General features: G+C 73.8%; 16 protein-coding genes and 1 pseudogene. 7 read left to right on the top strand and 10 right to left on the bottom strand.

What is annotated here, in order from left to right:
• Positions 1 to 48: 48 nt before the first annotated feature.
• Positions 49 to 720 (bottom strand): annotated as a pseudogene (locus IT780_RS41830) (glycosyltransferase family 2 protein); the annotation flags it as partial.
• Between the two features lie 121 nt (positions 721 to 841).
• Here IT780_RS41830 and IT780_RS14440 point away from each other — a divergent pair.
• Entirely contained in the window at positions 842 to 1,441 is a 600-nt protein-coding gene (locus IT780_RS14440; RefSeq protein ID WP_199512051.1) for a hypothetical protein, read from the top strand.
• Positions 1,442 to 1,445: 4 nt separating this feature from the next.
• Here the strand turns inward: IT780_RS14440 and IT780_RS43100 are convergent, their stop codons facing one another.
• The 4 genes from IT780_RS43100 to IT780_RS14420 form a co-directional block, all read right to left on the bottom strand.
• Positions 1,446 to 2,147 carry a response regulator transcription factor gene (locus tag IT780_RS43100; RefSeq protein ID WP_199512050.1) on the bottom strand — a complete coding sequence of 234 codons (702 nt, stop codon included), beginning with the start codon at positions 2,145 to 2,147 and terminating at the stop codon, positions 1,446 to 1,448.
• 76 nt (positions 2,148 to 2,223) lie between these two features.
• On the bottom strand, positions 2,224 to 2,985 hold the full coding sequence (locus tag IT780_RS14430; RefSeq protein WP_199512049.1) for an EAL domain-containing protein: 762 nt from the start codon (positions 2,983 to 2,985) through the stop codon (positions 2,224 to 2,226).
• A 140-nt stretch (positions 2,986 to 3,125) separates the two neighbouring features.
• A complete protein-coding gene (locus IT780_RS14425) occupies positions 3,126 to 3,560 on the bottom strand; it encodes a glycosyltransferase (protein ID WP_199512048.1) in 435 nt (144 codons plus the stop codon).
• A gap of 68 nt (positions 3,561 to 3,628) precedes the next feature.
• The gene (locus IT780_RS14420) at positions 3,629 to 5,227 is read right to left on the bottom strand and encodes an MFS transporter (protein ID WP_199512047.1); all 1,599 of its coding nucleotides are present in this window, start codon (positions 5,225 to 5,227) and stop codon (positions 3,629 to 3,631) included.
• Between the two features lie 171 nt (positions 5,228 to 5,398).
• Here IT780_RS14420 and IT780_RS14415 point away from each other — a divergent pair, with 171 nt between their 5' ends.
• From IT780_RS14415 to IT780_RS14400, 5 genes are all read left to right on the top strand, one after another.
• The gene (locus tag IT780_RS14415; RefSeq protein WP_199512046.1) at positions 5,399 to 7,120 is read left to right on the top strand and encodes a phosphatidylglycerol lysyltransferase domain-containing protein; all 1,722 of its coding nucleotides are present in this window, start codon (positions 5,399 to 5,401) and stop codon (positions 7,118 to 7,120) included.
• Complete coding sequence (locus IT780_RS41825) at positions 7,117 to 7,809, top strand: hypothetical protein (protein ID WP_233412851.1); 693 nt, start codon at positions 7,117 to 7,119, stop codon at positions 7,807 to 7,809. The genes IT780_RS14415 and IT780_RS41825 overlap by 4 nt, the downstream gene beginning before the upstream one ends.
• Positions 7,806 to 8,777, top strand: a complete 972-nt coding sequence (locus tag IT780_RS14410; protein ID WP_307831187.1) for an alpha/beta hydrolase — start codon at positions 7,806 to 7,808, stop codon at positions 8,775 to 8,777. Before IT780_RS41825 ends, IT780_RS14410 begins: the two co-directional genes overlap by 4 nt.
• 5 nt (positions 8,778 to 8,782) lie before the next feature.
• On the top strand, positions 8,783 to 9,454 hold the full coding sequence (locus IT780_RS14405) for an SGNH/GDSL hydrolase family protein (protein ID WP_307831186.1): 672 nt from the start codon (positions 8,783 to 8,785) through the stop codon (positions 9,452 to 9,454).
• Positions 9,455 to 10,834: 1,380 nt separating this feature from the next.
• A complete protein-coding gene (locus IT780_RS14400) occupies positions 10,835 to 11,830 on the top strand; it encodes a GGDEF domain-containing protein (RefSeq protein ID WP_199512043.1) in 996 nt (331 codons plus the stop codon).
• Here the strand turns inward: IT780_RS14400 and IT780_RS14395 are convergent.
• Positions 11,827 to 12,873, bottom strand: a complete 1,047-nt coding sequence (locus IT780_RS14395) for a cation diffusion facilitator family transporter (RefSeq protein ID WP_372443692.1) — start codon at positions 12,871 to 12,873, stop codon at positions 11,827 to 11,829. The genes IT780_RS14400 and IT780_RS14395 overlap by 4 nt on opposite strands.
• Before the next feature lie 41 nt (positions 12,874 to 12,914).
• Here IT780_RS14395 and IT780_RS14390 point away from each other — a divergent pair, with 41 nt between their 5' ends.
• A complete protein-coding gene (locus IT780_RS14390; protein ID WP_199512041.1) occupies positions 12,915 to 13,304 on the top strand; it encodes an ArsR/SmtB family transcription factor in 390 nt (129 codons plus the stop codon).
• A 51-nt stretch (positions 13,305 to 13,355) separates the two neighbouring features.
• Here the strand turns inward: IT780_RS14390 and IT780_RS14385 are convergent, their stop codons facing one another.
• From IT780_RS14385 to IT780_RS14370, 4 genes are read right to left on the bottom strand one after another with little or no spacing between them, the layout of a single operon-like run.
• Positions 13,356 to 14,375, bottom strand: coding sequence for an LLM class flavin-dependent oxidoreductase (locus IT780_RS14385; RefSeq protein ID WP_199512040.1), 1,020 nt, complete (start codon positions 14,373 to 14,375; stop codon positions 13,356 to 13,358).
• 16 nt (positions 14,376 to 14,391) lie between these two features.
• Positions 14,392 to 15,750 (bottom strand): transaminase, encoded by a 1,359-nt coding sequence (locus tag IT780_RS14380; protein WP_199512039.1) that lies wholly within the window; start codon positions 15,748 to 15,750, stop codon positions 14,392 to 14,394.
• Positions 15,751 to 15,771: 21 nt separating this feature from the next.
• Positions 15,772 to 16,791 carry an LLM class flavin-dependent oxidoreductase gene (locus IT780_RS14375; protein ID WP_199512038.1) on the bottom strand — a complete coding sequence of 340 codons (1,020 nt, stop codon included), beginning with the start codon at positions 16,789 to 16,791 and terminating at the stop codon, positions 15,772 to 15,774.
• 7 nt (positions 16,792 to 16,798) lie between these two features.
• The gene (locus tag IT780_RS14370) at positions 16,799 to 17,239 is read right to left on the bottom strand and encodes a hypothetical protein (RefSeq protein ID WP_199512037.1); all 441 of its coding nucleotides are present in this window, start codon (positions 17,237 to 17,239) and stop codon (positions 16,799 to 16,801) included.
• Positions 17,240 to 17,282 lie beyond the last annotated feature (43 nt).

Genomic DNA, 17,282 nt, shown 5'->3' with positions numbered 1-17,282 from the left:
CTCCTCCAGGCGGACCGGCGCGCCGACGAAGCCGCCGATGCCGGCCGCCTTGGCGGCGACGAAGAACTCCAGGTCGAAGGCGAAGCGGCGCTCGCGCAGCCGGGGCAGCAGGTCGGCGAGCACGTCGCGGCGCAGCACCTTGCAGCCGGTCTGGGTGTCCCGCATGCCGAGCAGGAACAGCAGCGCGACCAGCGTCGAGTAGAAGACCGAGACCAGCTTGCGGAACGGCGAGGAGGCGCTGGCCGAGGCGGCGTGCCGCTTGTCGGCGTAGACGCCGGCGTGCCCGCCCTCGCGCGCCACCCGCAGGTACTCGGCCAGGTGGGCCGGGTCGATGTCGCCGTCGGCGTCCACGAAACCGATCCACGCGCCGCGGGCGGCGGCGAAGCCCAGGTGCAGCGCGCCACCCTTACCCTGGTTGACCGGGCTCCTGATGACGCGTACGCCGGGAATGCCGGCGAGCGTGCGCTCCGAGTCGTCGGTGGAGCCGTCCGAGACCGCGATGACCTCGAAGCCGACCTGCTCGGCGGTCAGGCAGGCGACCAGCCGCTGCACGGTCGGGCGCAGCGCGGCGCCCGGGTTGTAGAACGGCACGACGACCGTCAGCTCGACGGCGGCGTCGGCCGGTGCCCACAGGCGGGTGGCGTCGAACAGCGACGCCGTGCGGGGGGTGCCGGCCGGAGCAGCGGTACGGGCGGAGACGGGGTGCAGCGTGACGGTCATGCCCGAGTCGATCGGCGGGGCACCTCAATGCAACCTCTAGTGATCTTCAAGGTGGCGGCAAGGTTGCGGACCGGGTTCAGCGCCGTCGGATTCTGCAACCCGGGCGTGTCACGATGAACCGGTGAACGTCGCCCGTACGCCCAGGTCAGGCCCGCTGCTGCTGGCCGCCGCGCTGCTGGGTGCCGTCGTCTCCCCGGGCGTCGCGCTCGCCGACGGGCCCGGGTACGGCGGCACCGCGGACGCCCTGACCGTGCAGTGGAAGCAGCCCGCCGGCGCCGACACCGACGGTGACGGCCTGGCCGTGTACGCCGTCGGCTTCCGCGGCGGATCCCCGGTGAACCTGCGCGTGGGCGCCGCCGCCGAGCGGTCCGTGATCGCGGACGCCTCGGGTGCGCTGCGCGTGCTGGTGGTCGCCGGTGCCACCCCGGCTCCGGCCCCGACGGTGGACACCACGGTGCTGCCGGTCGGCGCGGGCTCGGCGGCACGACTTTCGACCGGTACGAGCGTGCTGGCGGTGGGCAAGACGCCCACGGGGGCGCTGCGGACGCTCGTCGGCTCGGTGCCGCCGCCCACGACCGGGCGGGGCGTGCAGGACCTCGCGCCCTGGGCCGGTGCCGTGGCTGCGCTGGCCGGTGCCGTGCTGTGGCTGCGGCGGCGCAACGCGGTCGCGGCGGCGGGGCTCGCGCAGCGCTACCGCCACCCGGCCCGCCACCGCGCCTGAGGGTCTACGTACCGGAGGGTTCGAAGCGGTAGCCCACGCCCCGCAGCGTCCGGATGTACCGGGGCGCCGAGGCCGACTCGCCGAGCTTCTTGCGCAGGTTGCCGACGTGCACGTCGATGATGTGGTCGTCGCCGTACCAGTTGTCGCCCCACACGTCCTCGAGCAGCTGCCCGCGGGTGAAGGTCCGGCGCGGGGCCGACGACAGCAGGTCCAGGATGCCGAACTCGATCTTGGTGAGCTCGAGGACCTCGCCGTCCAGGGTCACCTCGCGCACGTCGGGGTCGATGCGCAGGGTGCCGTACTCGCGGATCGCCGCGCCCTGCGCGGACGTCGCGGAGGTGCGCGGCCGGCGGCGCATCGCCTGGATGCGGGCGGCCAGCTCACGGGGGGAGAACGGCTTGGTCACGTAGTCGTCGGCGCCCACGGACAGGCCCACGACCTTGTCCAGCTCGTCGGTGCGCCCGGTGACCATGACGATGTACGCGTCGGTGAACTGCCGGATCTGCCGGCACACCTCGATGCCGTCGACGTCGGGCAGGCCGAGGTCGAGGATGGCGATGTCCGGCTTCTGGCTCTGGGCCTGCTCGACCGCGCCACGACCGTCGGTCGCGACGACGACCTCGAAGCCCTCCTTCTCCAGCAGATGCCGGCAGAGCAGCATGAACTCGGGCGAGTCCTCGACGACGAGCGCACGCGGCCTGGACACGTGACCTCCAACTTTCCTTGCGCAGACGGGACGTGGTCCGAAGGTCCTATCGGTCGCGGCGCGCGGAAACGAAGAGTTAGGCCCGGGTACGCAGCGCCGGCGTCTCGATCTCGGCGCGGTCGGGCAGCGGGCCGGGCCGGGCGAGGAAGTACCCCTGGCCCAGCCGTACGCCCAGCGCCCGCAGCTTCTCGTGCTCCTCGACGGTCTCGATGCCCTCGGCGATCAGCATGGCGCCGATGTCCTGGGCGAAGCCGACCAGCGAGCGGGCGAGCGCCATCCGCACCGGGTCCGCGTCGATGCCGCGGGTGAGCGTGATGTCCAGCTTGATGATGTCGGGGCGCAGCTGCAGGATGTGGCTCAGGCTGGCGAACCCGGCGCCCGCGTCGTCGACGGCGATGAGGATGCCGGCGGCGCGCAGGGCCTCGGTGACCCGGACCACGGCGGGATAGTCGTGCACCTGGGCGTGCTCGGTCAGCTCGACCGCGATGCGCCGGGAGGCGTGCGCCAGCAGCGTCGCGCTGACCTCGGGGGTCAGCAGGGCCTCCACCGACAGGTTCGCGCTCAGCCACGCGCCGGCCGGCATCTCGTCCAGGTGCGCGAATGCCCGCTGCAGCGCCAGCAGCTCCAGCTCGACGCCGACGCCCGCCCGGGTGGCGGCGGCGAAGGCGTCCGCCGGGCTGGGGAACTTCTCCTTGTCGAAGCGGGCGAGCGCCTCGTAGGCCTTGACGACACCGTCCTCCAGATGCACGACCGGCTGGAAGGTGGGCTGGATGGCCCGGGAGTGGATCACTTCCTGGAGGTTCCGCATCGTGGGCGGTACAGGCACGGTGAGCGTCATGCCGTCCAGATCGGCGCCGATCCTCAAGCGAGTCTCAGACGGGTTTCAAGAGATGGGCAAGCCGCCCGGCCGCACCGGTCCGGACATGACCGGGCCCCGGCACGCTGGGCGTGGCCGGGGCCGTGTGGTGCGGACGGGCGTCAGACCAGGGCGGCCTCGTTCTCCCGGGCGCGGTGCAGGCATTCGATGAGCTCGTACGGGTCCACCTCGGCGTCGCCGTCGACGTCGACGACGCCGACCCAGGCGCCGTGGGCGGCCGCCGCGCCGGTCTGCAGCGCCGCGCCCTTGTCGCGGACGTCGGGGTCGTTGATGACCCGGATCCAGGGCAGCTCGGCCAGGCTCTGCTCGGAACCGTCGCTGGAGCCGCCCGACACCGCGATCATCTCGAACGAGATGTTCTGCGCGTACAGCGTCTCGGCGAGGCGCTCGACGGTGGGCCGCAGCGAGGCGCCCGGATTGTGGAAGGGGATGACCACGGTGAACTCGACGGCGGCCTGGCCCCGTGACCAGAAGTCCCGCGGGGCGGGGCCGGCGACGACGAAGGGAGGAACGGCGATGAGGTGTGCGACAGTCATGCCCGGTGTTTCGGCCCGCCACCTCAACGCCGGCTCAGGCCGTTCTCAAGTGGTGCGCAAAGCTGCGGTCATCTGCGCAGCGGCTCGATCGGGAGGCGGTGCACCACGCGCGGCTCCGGGTGGGACAGCGCCCGGACGTGCCGCTCCAGCTCCTCGTCGGCGCCGGTCATGCGGCCGCTGTGCTGGCGCAGGTGCTCGTCCCAGCTGGGCACCACGTACACCTCGACGAGCTGGTCCGGGCTCTCCCCGGTCCGGAACACGCCCCACTGCACCGCGCCGGTGCGCTGCCGGGAGCGGCGCAGCCGGGGCATCGCCGCGAGGAACGCCGCCTCGTCCTCCGGCGCGACCGTGTAGCTGACCTCCACCACGACCGGGCCGGCGTCCGGGTCCGGCTCGATCTTCAGGTGCGGGTCGGGCCATGGGCGGGCGGGCTCGCGGTTCAGGTGCCGCGAGGGCAGCAGCGGCCCGAGCGGGATGGTCGCCACGCCCAGCGCGGTGGCCGCCCCCGCCGCGAGCAGCGCCGGGACCAGGCCGATCCGGTCGGCGACCAGGCCCCAGAGCACCGCGCCGATGGCCTGGCCGCCGAAGAACACCGTCTGGTACGTGCCCAGCCCGCGGGCCCGTACCCAGCGCGGCAGGAACAGTTGCACCTCCGCGTTGAGGCTCGACAGGACGGCCATCCAGGCGGCGCCGGCCGGTACGAGCACCACCACGGCGACGGCGGGCACCCGTACCAGCGCGAGGATCGCCAGCACCACCGCGTACGTGAGCCCGGCCGCGGCGAGCATCCCGTTGGCCGAGAGGGCTGAGCGGATCCGGGGCAGCACGAGAGCGCCGAGGACCGCGCCGACGCCGAGCGCGCCGAGCAGCAGGCCGTACCCGCCCGCGCCCATGCCCAGCCGCCGGCTCGCCACGAGCGGCAGCAACGCCCACAGCGCGACCGCGGGCACGATGAACACGCTGACCCGCAGCAGCAGGCGGCGCATCACGGGGGAGTGCCGCACGTACCGGCCGCCCGCGCGCAGCGCCGCCACGAACGGCTCGGGCAGGCCGGCGTCCTCGGGCGGGCGCCGGTGCCAGAGGAACAGCGCCACCGCGAACACCAGGAAGCTGACGGCGTTGATCCCGAAGACGGCGGCCACCCCGACGTGCGCCACGAGCAGCCCGGCCAGCGCCGGGCCGACCGAGCGGGCGAGGTTCATGCCGATCGACCCGAGCGCGGCCGCCTCCGGGATCTGCGAGCGCGGCACCAGCTCCGGGATGACCGCCTGGTACGCCGGGTTGGTCAGCGCCATCCCGCAGCCCAGCGCGAACGTCAGCGTCAGCAGCAGCGGCGGGGTCATCACCCCGGCGAGGGTCAGCGCGGTCAGTGCGACGCCGACGCCCACCTGGAACAGCTGCACCCAGATGAGCAGCCGGCGGCGGTCCAGCGAGTCGGCGAGCACGCCGCCCGGCAGCGCCAGGAGCAGCACGGGCAGCGTCCCGGCGGTCTGCACCAGCGACACCAGAGTGCCGGCGTTGGGCTCGTCGACCAGCAGCCACTGCGCCCCGACCGTCTGCATCCAGGTGCCCAGCTGGCTGCCGAGCACGGCGAGCCACAGCACCCGGAACACCCCGATGCGAAGCGGCGCCCAGGTCGACTGGGGTGCAGTGGTGATGGTGGCCATGCGCGCGGGTATTCCCCGCATCCCCCCGGATGTACCTGAGCAGTTTGTGATCTTCCGTCACCGGCTTCGCCCGCCGGGCCGTACGCCCTGACCGCTGCGCCATAGCCGGACCACAGCAGCCTCTCAGCGGACATCCGGGCTGTCCCAAGGGGGCGCTCACAGGATGGCGCCATGCAGGAATCAGCGCCGGCGCTGCACCCGCCGCTGTCACGGCGCACGATCGCCCGGCTGGTGCAGCTGGCCGGTCTCTTCGACGTCGTCACGGCCGTGATACCCCCGCGGCACGGGCGGCTGCTCGCGCTCATGGAGTTCGTCCCGGCCGCCGGCATCCTCTCGGCCCGTACGGCAACCGCCCTGGTCGGGCTGTTGCTCATCTACCTCGGAGCGGGTCTGCGGCGCGGCAAACGGCGCGCCTGGCAGGTCGCCACGGTGCTGTCGGCCCTCGCGACCGTCCTGCACCTGGCCAAGGGCCTGGACTACGACGCGGCCGCGGTCTCCGCGCTGCTGCTGGTGACCCTGCTCGCCACGCGGGACCGGTTCACCGCACCCGCCGACCGGGGCAGCCGCTGGCGCGCGCTCACCGTTTTCCTCGGCTTCACCGGCGCCGGGTTCGCCCTCGGCCTCGCCGAGATCGCGGTACGGATGAACCGGCTCGTCGGCCATCCGGGCGTGGCGGACTGGGCCAAGGAGGCCGCGCTCGGGCTGATCGGGCTCGACGGGCCGATCCGCTACCAGCACGCGCTCGGCGCCGAGGCGGTGAGCCTCACCACCGGCGCCAGCACCCTGCTCGCCGCGGGACTGGCCCTCATCGTCCTGCTGCAGCCCGGCTCGCGCGCGCCCGGCCGTACGCCCGAGGAAGACCTGCGACTGCGGGACCTGCTGCGCCGGCACGGCAGCGCGGACTCCCTCGGCTACTTCGCCGTACGCGCCGACAAGTCGCTGATCTGGGCGCCGGACGGGGCCGCGGCGGTCGCGTACCGGGTCGTGCGCGGGGTGAGCCTGGCATCCGGGGACCCGCTCGGACCGCCCTCGGCGTGGCCGGGCGCGATCGGCGCCTGGCTGCGTGACGCCGCCGCGCACGGGTGGACGCCGGCGGTGCTCGGGTGCGGGCGGGCCGGCGGTACGGCGTACCGGCGGGCCGGGCTGGACGTCATCGAGCTCGGCGACGAGGCGGTGGTCGACGCGGCCGCGTTCCGGCTGGACGGCCGCCCGATGCGCGGCGTACGCCAGGCGGTCAACCGGATCGGCCGGGCCGGCTACACGTGCCGGGTCGCGCGCCAACGGGACCTGACCGAGGAGGAACTGCGTGAGGCGGCGCGGGCCGTCGAGGCGTTCCGCGACGGCCGGGTGGAACGCGGCTTCGCCATGGCGCTGTCCCGGTTCGGCGATCCGGGCGACGGCGACTGCCTGCTCGCGCTGTGCCGCGACGGGGACGGGCACCTGCGTGGGCTGCTGCAGTTCGTGCCGTGGGGCGACGACGGGCTGTCCCTGGACCTGATGCGCGCCGACCGTACGGCCGCCAACGGGATCACCGAGCTGATGGTGGTGGACGTGCTGCGCGCCGCGCCCGGCCTGGGCGTACGCCGGGTCTCGCTGAACTTCGCGGTGCTGCGCTCGGTGTTCGCCCGGGCCGACGAGCTCGGTGCGGGACCGTTCCTGCGCCTCGGCCACCGGGTGCTGAAACGGGCGTCCAAGGTGTGGCAGATCGAGTCGCTGTACCGGGCCAACGCCAAGTACCACCCCGCGTGGGAGCCGCGCTACCTGTGCTTCCCGGTCGCCCGTGACCTGCCGCGGGTGGCTGTCGCGGCGCTGACCGCCGAGGCGTTCCTGCCCGCACCGGCCCTGCGCGCGCGCACCCGGCCACCGGCGGTGCTGAGCGGGGGAGGGCGATGACGCTCACCGGCGTACCCCTGCTCGTGCTGGCCGTCGCGGCCACCGCCGCCGCCGGTGCCGCGACCGTCCGGCTGTGGCCGCGCCGCCTGCTGCCGGTCCGCATCGCCGGCGTGCTGCTCACCGAGGCGCTGCTGACCGGGGCCGTGGGTCTCGCAGTGAACCGGCAGGAGGGCTTCTACCCGTCCTGGGAGGCGCTGGCGGGCAACACCGGCACCGTGGCGCACGCCGGCCCGGCCGCCGTGGGCCGCCTCGACGGCCGGCTGCCGCCCGGGACGCCGGTGCCCTGGCGGCCGGACGGATGGCAGGCCTGGCGGCTGGCGGGACCACCCCGGCTGGTGGTGCCGGCTGCCTACACCACGTCGCCCCGCGACACGTTCCCGGTGGTCCTCGCGCTCGTACCGGCCGCCGCGCCCGCCGTGGCGACCGCGCGACGCCTCCCGGACGTGGTGACCGTGGTCGCCGTGCCGGGCCCGGGCACGACCGCCGCCGAGCTGCGCACCCTGCCCGGCCGGCTGCGCCTCGACGCGCGGGTGACGACGACGGGCTGGGACCTGGTCGCGCCGGGCCGCTCGGCCGCGCTCGCCGACGCGCTGGCCCGCACCCAGCCGCCCGGCTTCGCGGCGGCCCGCGGCTGGGAGCCCGACCAGCTCCCCGCGCCGTTGGCACCCGCGATGCGGCTCCCGGCGTGAGCGCGGACAGCCTCACGCCGCTGGTGGCGGCCGTCGCCGCCGTGATCGGCACCGCGGTCCTGGCGGCGCTGCGCTGGGAGAGGTGGCGCACCCCGGGCCGCGCCGCCGTCACCTTCGCCGCGCTGCTGGGCCTGGCGGCCGCGGCGGTCATGCAGGTCAACCGCATGACGGAGACCTATGCGTCCGGCAGCCGGCCGGCCGCCGCGGCCACCGGGAGCGAGCTGCTGACCGTACGGGTGCCCGGCCCGGCGAGCGGCCTCACCCTCACCATGTACGCGTACCTGCCGGCCGCCTACCGCACCGGACACGACCGGTACCCGGTGATCGAAGCGTTGCACGGCTATCCGGGCTCGCCGCGGACATGGCTGCGCCGGCTCGACGTCCAGTCCGTGCTGGACGGTGAGATCGCGGCGGGACGGATGGCGCCCACGGTCGTGCTGTTCCCGTTCCAGACGCCGGACCCCCTGCTCGACACCGAATGCACAGATCTGGTCGGCGGCCCGCGCACGGAAACCTTCCTGACCACGGACGTGCCCGCGTACGCCGAAGCGCACTGGCGGGTCCGCACCGACCGGGCGGGCTGGGCGTTGACCGGCTACTCGGCCGGCGCGTTCTGCGCAACCGACCTCCTGCTGCGCCACCCCACCGAGTACGCCGCCGCGGCCTCACTGTCCGGGTACGCCTCGCCCGGCATCCGCATCGGCGACGGCACCGAGAACACACTGCACAACCCGGCCTGGCGGCTGCGCCACCTTCCACCCCCGCGCGTGGCACTGTGGCTGGGGTGGGCCGCGGACGACCGAGGGACGAGACGGGCATCAACCCTGCTGGCACGCCTGGGCCGGCCACCGCTCACGGTGACCACGGCAGTGGTCGCACGCGGCGGCCACAGCGACGCGGTCTGGCACCAGATGGAACCGGTGGCCTTCGACTGGCTCTCCGCCCACCTCGCCCGGCCGCAACGATGAGGACCGTGGTCCTCCGCGCTTTCGCCGTCGTCATGGCGGGCATGCTGGTGGCGGCGTGCGCCGGTGCCGCCCCGGTCGCGCCGGCGCGGATCGTGGTGGCGCTGGGCGATTCCGTACCGGCCGGCACGGCCTGCGGCTGCGACCCGTTCCCGGTGCTGTACGCCCGCGCCCAGCGCGCCGCCGCCGTGAACCTCGCGGTCCCGGGCGCGACCTCCGCCGACGTGCTGGCCGGGCTTCCGGCCGCGCGGGACACGCTCGCCAGGGCGGACGAGGTGCTGGTCATGGCCGGTGCCAACGACGTGGCACCGGTGTTCCGGGGCGACTACGCGGCGGCCACGGCCGGGGTCCGCACCGCCGTCGCGGCCACGATCGCCGGTATCGAGGGCGTCCACCGCGTACCCGTGGTGGTGCTGGGCTACTGGAGCATCGTGCCGGACGGCCACGCCGGCACCGCCGACCCGCGGGCCGCCGCCCGGGCGACGGCCGCCGTCAACGACGCATTGCGGGCCGCGGCCCGGGACACCGGCGCCCGCTACGTCGACACCAAAGCGGCCTTCCACGGCCCCGACGGAGACAGCGACCCGACGCCGCTGCTGGCATCCGACGGCGACCACCCCGACGCCCGCGGCCATGCGGTGATCGCCGCCCTGCTGCCGCCTCTGCAGCGCTGGCCTTGAAAACGCACAGCACCGTTGACCCCGGCGGTCGGGTGAGTCAACACATTCGCATTGTGGCGGACCTCGACGCAACGATACATCGTTGGCGGCGATCCGTGGCCATCCTGAATGTGGTGGCGGACCCGCCGAGATTTGATCGCGCACCGATTCCCCACGTCGGCAATTCCCATACGAGGGCACTCGGCTCCCTGACCGCCCGAAGCATGTATTCTTCCATGGCGAACGCGTTCCGGCGATTTCGGCCCGACGCTTTGATACGCTGTCGCTCTGCAGATACGGTGGGCGCGCCGACAGGCGAGCGTGTCATTGTGTCGCTTTACGCGATTCCATAAGCAGTCGTGGCGCGTATCGGTTCCTGCCGCCGGCGACTCGGCCGAGGCGACGGTCGGGGTCGCCGAAGGCTTGACTGCGGTGGTGTCCGGGGTCGCGGGCGACTCGGTCGCGGTCGCGGTCGAGGTCGCCGAATGCGGGACTGTGGTCGCGTCAGGGGCCGCGGGTGGCTCGGCTGCGGTGGCGTCCGGAGTCGCTGACCAATGGTTGCGTTCGTCCCCCGACTGGTGGTGGCGGTCACCCGCCGGCTGGTGGTCGCGCGCGCCGGCTGGTCGGCGTCGCTGCGCACACCTGCTGGCCGGTCAGCCTTGCCACGCATGCCTGCTAGCAGGTCGGCGTCTTTGCGCGCGCCCGCCGGCCCGCCGACGCCCGCCGGCTGGTTGGCCTTCCTCCGCGCGCCCGCCGGCTGGCCCGCGCCCGCCGGCTGGTCGACCTCCCTCAGCGCGCACATCGGCTGGCCTGCGCACATCGGTTGGCCTGCGCTCGCCGGTTGGCCTGCGCTCGCCGGTTGGCCTGCGCGCGCCGGTTGGCCTGCGCGCGCCGGTTGGCCTGCGCGCGCCGGTTGGCCTGCGCCCACCCGTCGGCCGGGCCCCACCGGCTGGTTGGCTTCCCTCCGCGCGCCCGGCCGCCGCCCCGCGTCGCTGTCGCCGTGCAGGCGGCGCAGCTTCTCCGCGTGCCTTCGTGCCAATCCCCACTGTCGGTGTCGTGCGTGTTCGCGGCGAAACTCCTCCCGCGCCGGGGAATGGTTTCGCGATGCGGTGCGGTCACGCATGGTGGCCAATTCCGCCGTTGAGAATAACTGTAGCTGCCGCACCTGAAAATTGTCCCGCGTCCCGTCCCGTCGGGGAACTAGACGATCTCCCCGGAAATGCGGCGATCGTCACAGTGGGCGCCCTGGTGCGCCAATGCCAGAGTCAAGCTGAACAATCAGACATTCATCCGAGATAAGAAAGGAGCCTGATGTCGACGCCTTGCCTTCGCAGGGGCGGCCGGCGTGATGTCAGCGGCGAAAATACTGTCCCTGCGCGCCGCGCTGCCGATCATGCCGGTGTGGAGCTGGTGGTGAAGCGCTGGAGCAGTGGCCGGGCCTGGCGGATCGTGCTCAGCGGTGCGATGGGTGTCGCCGCGAACGCCATTGCGCTGGCGTATGTCGCGATGACGTGGGGTGGGCCGCATCGGGGTGTCATGGTGGCGTTGTACGCGGCCGGCGCGCTGATCGGCGTCGTTGTCATCGCCGCCGCGCAGACGCTCACCACTGCCCGCGGCAGCCGGCTGATCATGCTGGCGGTGGGGGTGGTGTCCACGGTCATCGTCGGGGTGGGCGCCGAGCTCGACGGTGGGGCCGGCTCGCCGGCGGCGCTCGGGTTCTTCGCGCCGAGCCTGCTCTTCGCGGTGACCTGTCCGCCCCGGGTGATGGTGGGGATGGAGGCGATGCTGGTCGCCGTCTACGCCGCGTCCGCGTGGTCCGGTACGCCGCCGCCCGGCTACATCTTCGTCAATCTGGGCGGCATGCTGGTCATCGTGGCGGTCTGTTCCCTGCAGGCGGCCATGGTCGCGGCCCAGCGGCGGCAGCTGCACGAACTCGCCCAGCTGGATCCGCTGACCGGCGCGCTCAACCGGCGCGGCATGGAGCAGGAGGCGGTTCCCCTGCTGTCGAGCGCCACGGCGGACCAACCGCTGTCGGTGCTGTGCCTCGACTTCGACGACTTCAAGCTGATCAATGACACTCAGGGCCACGCGGCCGGCGATCAGCTGCTGCGCTGGGCGGTGCAGACCGCCCTGCTCACGCTGCCGATGGACGCGCTGGTCGCGCGTACCGGCGGCGACGAGTTCATCATGGTTCTGCCGGGGCATGCGGCTGCCGCGGCTGCCGCTGCCGGCGATCGGCTGCGGACCGCGCTCGCCGCTCGGGTCGGCATCTCGTGCGGTGCGGCCACCGCTCCGGACGACGGCTCGGACCTGGCCGCGCTGGTCGCGGTCGCCGACGAGCGCCTGTACGCGGACAAGACCCGGCGCAGAGCCTCCCGTGGCGCCCTGACGGTTTAGCGGCGGATCGCGGCGAGGCGGTCGCGGCGGTCGTGGGACAGCTCGAGGTGGTGCGCGTGGCCCGGGTGGCTGTCCGGGTCGACGTGCACCGTGGCCGCGCTGAGCCGGGGGACACCATGGGTGAGCTGGTGCTCGGCGTCCGCCGCGATCTCGTGCGCGGCGAGCAGGGTCAGCCTCGCGTCGACCACGACCGCGGCCTCGGCGTGCAGGTGGTGACCGATCCAGCGCAGCCGCAGCTCCGACACGTCGCGTACGCCGTCGACGGCCCGCAGGTGGGTCTCCGCCCGGTCGACCAGCTCCGGATCGACCCGGTCCATCAGCCGGTGGTAGACCTCGCGGGCGGCGTCCTTGAGGACGAACGCGATGGCCACCGTGATGGCGAGGCCGACCACCGGGTCCGCCCAGCCCCAGCCCGCCCAGGCGCCCGCGGCGGCGAGCACCACGGCCAGCGACGTGAAGCCGTCCGTACGCGCGTGCAGTCCGTCGGCGACGAGCGCGGCCGAGCCGATGCGCCGGCCGACCGTGATCCGGTAGCGGGCGACCAGCTCGTTGCCGGCGAACCCGATCACCCCGGCCGCCAGCACCCACGGCAGGTGCGTCATCGCCCGCGGGTGCAGCAGCCGGTCGGCCGCCAGCCAGGCCGACGCGACCGCCGAGGCGGCGATCACCAGGACGATGACGACGCCGGCCAGGTCCTCGGCGCGGCCGAAACCATAGGTGTACGCCCGGGTGGCGGCCCGGCGGCCGAGCCAGAACGCGATGCCCAGCGGTACGGCGGTGAGCGCGTCGGCGACGTTGTGCAGGGTGTCGCCGAGCAGCGCCACCGACCCGGAGAGGACCACGATCAACGCCTGCAGCGCCGCGGTGACGCCCAGCGCGGTCAGCGAGATCCACAGGGCCCGCATGCCCTCGCGGGAGGCCTCGAGCGCGGAATCCACCTTGTCGGCGGTGTCGTGCGAGTGCGGCGTGAGCAGGTGCCCCAGCCGGTGCCGCCACCCGACGTGGCTGGGCGCATGCGCGTGCTCGTGCTGATGCTCGGACATTGTCATCCTCCTCAGGAGGCGAGGACCCATAATATGTGCTCATGCACGCACGCGACAACGTTGCAACTGCCGGTGAGCTGCAACAACAGCCCGCCGACCTGGTGGTCGAGGCCGCGACCACGGTTCTGGCCATGCTCGCCGACAGCACCCGGCTGCGCCTCATGGTGGAGCTCGTGCGGGGCGAACGCGACGTGACGGCGTTGACGGCCGCGGTCGGCGCGGCCCGCCCGGCGGTCTCCCAGCACCTCGGGAAGCTGCGCCTCGCCGGCCTGGTCCGGGGCCGCCGCGACGGCCGCCGCCAGGTGTACGCGCTCACCGACGAGCACGTGGCCCGGCTGGTGACCGAGGCGGTACGCACCGCGGAGCACCGGGTCTCCGACCGGCCCGCCCACCACCTCCCGCCCGCGGACGGCACGCCGGCCCAGCGATGACCGGAACGCCCGGTCCGCGATCAACCGGCCGGCATCGAACGGGCGCCGCGGTCAGCCGGCCGGGCGCCAGCCCAGCGCGGGCCCCAGCCGCGTCGCCATGTCGGTGAGGATCTGCACGTAGTCGGCGTGCTCGAAGCTGAACGGCAGGGCGAAGGCCACCTCGTCGATCTCCCGGAACGCGGCGTGCGCCCACAGCCGCTCGGCGATCTCCTCCGACGTGCCGACGAGGTCGGGCGCGAACATCATCCGGGCCGGCCCCTGCGGCGTCGTGGTGCGGGGCGTGCGCTTCTCGGCGTACGCGAGGTATCTGGTCCTCTGTTCGGCCGTGGCCGTGTCGGTCGGGATGACGACCAGGCCTTGCGAGACGCGGGCCCGGTCGCCGTCGGGGTGGCGGGCGCGGAACGCGCGGATGTGCGACAGCTGGATCTGCTCGAAGTCCTCGGACTCCTCGGCCTTGACCACGCTGCTGGTCAGGAAGTTCATGCCGTGCTCGCCGGCCCACTGCGCCGAGCGCAGGCTGGCGCCGCCGTACCAGAGGCGCGAGCGCAGGCCGGGGGAGTGCGGCTCCACCCGTTCGGAGAACACCTCGAAGCCCTGGACGCCGCCGGCGGTCGCCGCGGGCTCGCCGGCCACGAGGTCGAGGAGCCGCTCCACCCGCCGGTAGCTGAAGTCCTCGACGTCGCCGGTGTCCGGGTAGAGCGTCTCCTTGACGGTGTCGTAGCGCATCGGCGGGCCGACGCTCACCCCCGGGTTCAGCCGCCCGCCGGACAGCACGTCGACGGTGGCGAGGTCCTCGGCCAGGCGCAGCGGGTTCTCCCAGCCCAGCGGGATGACCGCCGTGCCCAGCTCGATGCGGCTGGTGCGCTGGGAGGCGGCGGCCAGCAGCGCGACCGGGGAGGAGATGCCGTACTGCAGGTGCCGGTGGCGTACCCAGGCGCTGTCGAAGCCGAGCTGTTCGCCGAGCCGGATCACCTCCAGCGTCGACTCGTGGCCGGGGCGGGGATCGGCGCCGTCGAACAGGCCGATCGTCAGGAAGCCCAGCTTGCGCAGCGGGCGGGAGGGCAGCGGCACACCGGAGATTCTGCCCTCAGCCGCGCAGCTGCGTCAGGGCCGCGTCGAAGATCTCGTGGTGACGTGCGACATCCGCGGCCGTCGTCTCCGGGCACATCAGCGCCATGTTGTGGAACGGGGTCAGCAGCACACCCCGGTTGAGCAGGTACACGTGCAGGAAGTCCTCCAGCTCGGCGTCCGCGCAGGCCGCCGACTCGGTGCCGGTGCGCGGAGCCGGGGCGGCGAAGCGGTACTCCGCGCGGGCGCCGAGCCGGCTCACCGACCACGGCAGCGCGTGCCGCTCGATGATCGCGCGTACGCCGTCCTCGAACCCGGTCGCCACCTCGGCCATGCCCGCGAACGCCGCCCCGGTCAGCACCTCCTCGAGCGTGGCGCGGGTGGCCGCCATCGACACCGGGTTGCCCGCGAGGGTGCCGCCGACGCCGCCCATGTCGACCAGGTCCAGGTCCGTACGCCCGCCCAGCCGCCCGGCCAGCTCGGCGGAGAGCCCGTACGCGCCCACCGGCACCCCGCCGCCGATCGCCTTGCCGATCGTCACCACGTCCGGGCTGAGCGCCCACGCGGCCGTGGCACCGCCCGGTCCCGCCGAGAACGTGTGCGTCTCGTCGTTGATCAGGTAGGTGCCGTACCGCCGGGTGAGTTCGCGGACGCCGTCCAGGTAACTCGGCTCCGGCAGCACGATGCCGATGTTGGTCAGCGCGGGCTCCATGAGCACCGCGGCCACGTCCCCGTACGCCAGCTCGCGCTCCAGCCCGGCCAGGTCGTTGAACTCGGCGACCCGGCTGGTCGACGTCACGTCGGTGGGGGCGCCGACGTTGCCCTCCCGGCTGCGTGGGCGCCCGTCCGGGCCGACGACGATCAGCGACTCGTCGACCGAGCCGTGGTAGCAGTAGCTGTTGACCAGAATCCGGGGGCGGCCGGTGACCGCGCGCAGCAGCCGGATCGCCCAGCGGTTGGCGTCCGTCGCGGTCAGCGCGAAGCTCCACAGCGGCAGCCCGAACCGGCGGGCCAGCTCCTCGCCGACCGCGGCCGCGTCCTCGGTGGGCAGCATGACGCTGGCGCCGCCCAGCTCCCCGAGCCGGCGGGTGACCGCGGCTACCACGGGTGCGGGGGAGTGCCCGGCCATGGCCGCCGTGTCGCCCAGGCAGAAGTCGACGTACTCGTGGCCGTCCACGTCGGTGATCCGGGCGCCGCGGGCGCGGTCGGCGTACACCGGGAAGCCGGCGGCGGTCTTGTTCATCCAGGTCATCGGCACGCGGCCGAAGAGGTGCCCGGCATTCGCGTACGCCGCGGCCGAGCGCGGATGCCGCTCGGCGAACCGGACCCGCTCGCGGTCCGTCAGCGTGCGCAGCCTGCCCCGATCGATCTCCGGCATGGCGCGACGCTACTCACCCGATCAGGCCCGGGTCCAGCCGATCGCCGGTGCGATGTCCCGGACGATCGTCTCCAGGATGCGGGCGTTGTACGCGACCCCGAGCTGGTTGGGCACCGTGAACAGCACGGTGTCGGCGGCGCGGACGGCCTCGTCGGCGGCGAGCTCCCCGGCGATACGGTCCGGTTCGCCCGCGTACGTGCGCCCGAAGCGGGACCGTACGCCCTCGAGCAGCCCGACCTGGTCCTCGTGGGCCTGATCGCCGAAGTACAGCCGGTCGATGTCCTCGGTGATCGGCAGGACGCTGCGCGAGACGGACACCCGCGGCTCGCGGTCGTGCCCGTGCTCCTTCCACGCCTGCCGGTACAGCTCGATCTGCTCGGCCTGCAACCGGTCGAACGGCACGCCGGTGTCCTCGGACAGCAGCGTGGAGCTCTGCAGGTTGACGCCGATGCCGGCCGCCCACTGCGCGGTCGCGCGGGTGCCGGCGCCCCACCAGATGCGCTCGCGCAGGCCGGGGGACTGCGGCTGGATGGCCAGCCCGCCGCTGATGCCCGTGCGGGCGGGGTCGGTACGCGCGACCGCGGTCCCGTCGATCGCGGCGAGGAAGATCTCGGTCTTGCGCCGGGCCGCGTCGGCCGCGGTCTCGCCCTCGGCCGGGACGTATCCGAACACCTCGGCGCCGCGCAGGACGGTCTCGGGTGAGCCGCGGCTGACCCCGAGCTGCAGCCGTCCGCCGCTGATCAGGTCGGTGGCGGCGGCCTCCTCGGCCATGTACAGCGGGTTCTCGTACCGCATGTCGATCACGCCGGTGCCGACCTCGATCCGCGAGGTCCGCGCGGCCATCGCCGACAGCAGCGGGAACGGCGACGCCAGCTGCCGCTCGAAGTGGTGGACGCGGACGAACGCGCCGTCGACGCCCAGCTCCTCGGCGGCCTGAGCCAGCTCGATCGTCTGCAGCAGGGCGTCCGCCGCGCTGCGGGTTTGCGAGCCGGACGCGTTGCGCCAGTGGCCGAACGACAGGAATCCGATCTTCTTCCGCACGAGGGTCTCAACCGTGCCGCGGCCGCCCGGATTCCCCGTTGCCGGCGTCGGCGCCGTCGGCCCCCTCGGCGTGACCGGTCGCCCGTCGCAGCCGGTCCATCCGGTCGGCGCCGCGCTGCACGGCCTCGCGGGAGCGCTCGAGGAAGTCGTTGCTGCGGTCCGTGCGCGCCGAGGTGCGCCCGATGGACTCCTGGAACCGCCGCATCGGATCGGCCGGCTGCGGGTCCTCGTCGGCCTCCGCCTGCTCGAGGCGGCGTTCGCGCTCGTTCGCGGCGTGCTCGCGCGCGTCGGCGTCGCGTTCCCGCTGGTCGGCGTGGCGTTCCCGGGCGTCGGCGCCGGCGTCGCGCCGGTCGGCGGCACGCTCGCGTGCGAGCACGCGGCGTTCGCGCTCGTCCAGCTGCGCCGCTCTCGCGTCCCGGTCGTCGTCCCGGACCTCCGCACCACCCACGGAATCACAGTATCCAAAAGCAGTACCATCGGCCGTCTGCAGC

Source organism: Nucisporomicrobium flavum (assembly GCF_016464385.1).
Taxonomy (GTDB): Bacteria; Actinomycetota; Actinomycetes; order Mycobacteriales; family Micromonosporaceae; genus Actinoplanes; species Actinoplanes flavus_A.
Note: the sequence above shows the minus strand (reverse complement) of the source record. Positions and strands in the feature narration are given on the sequence as shown.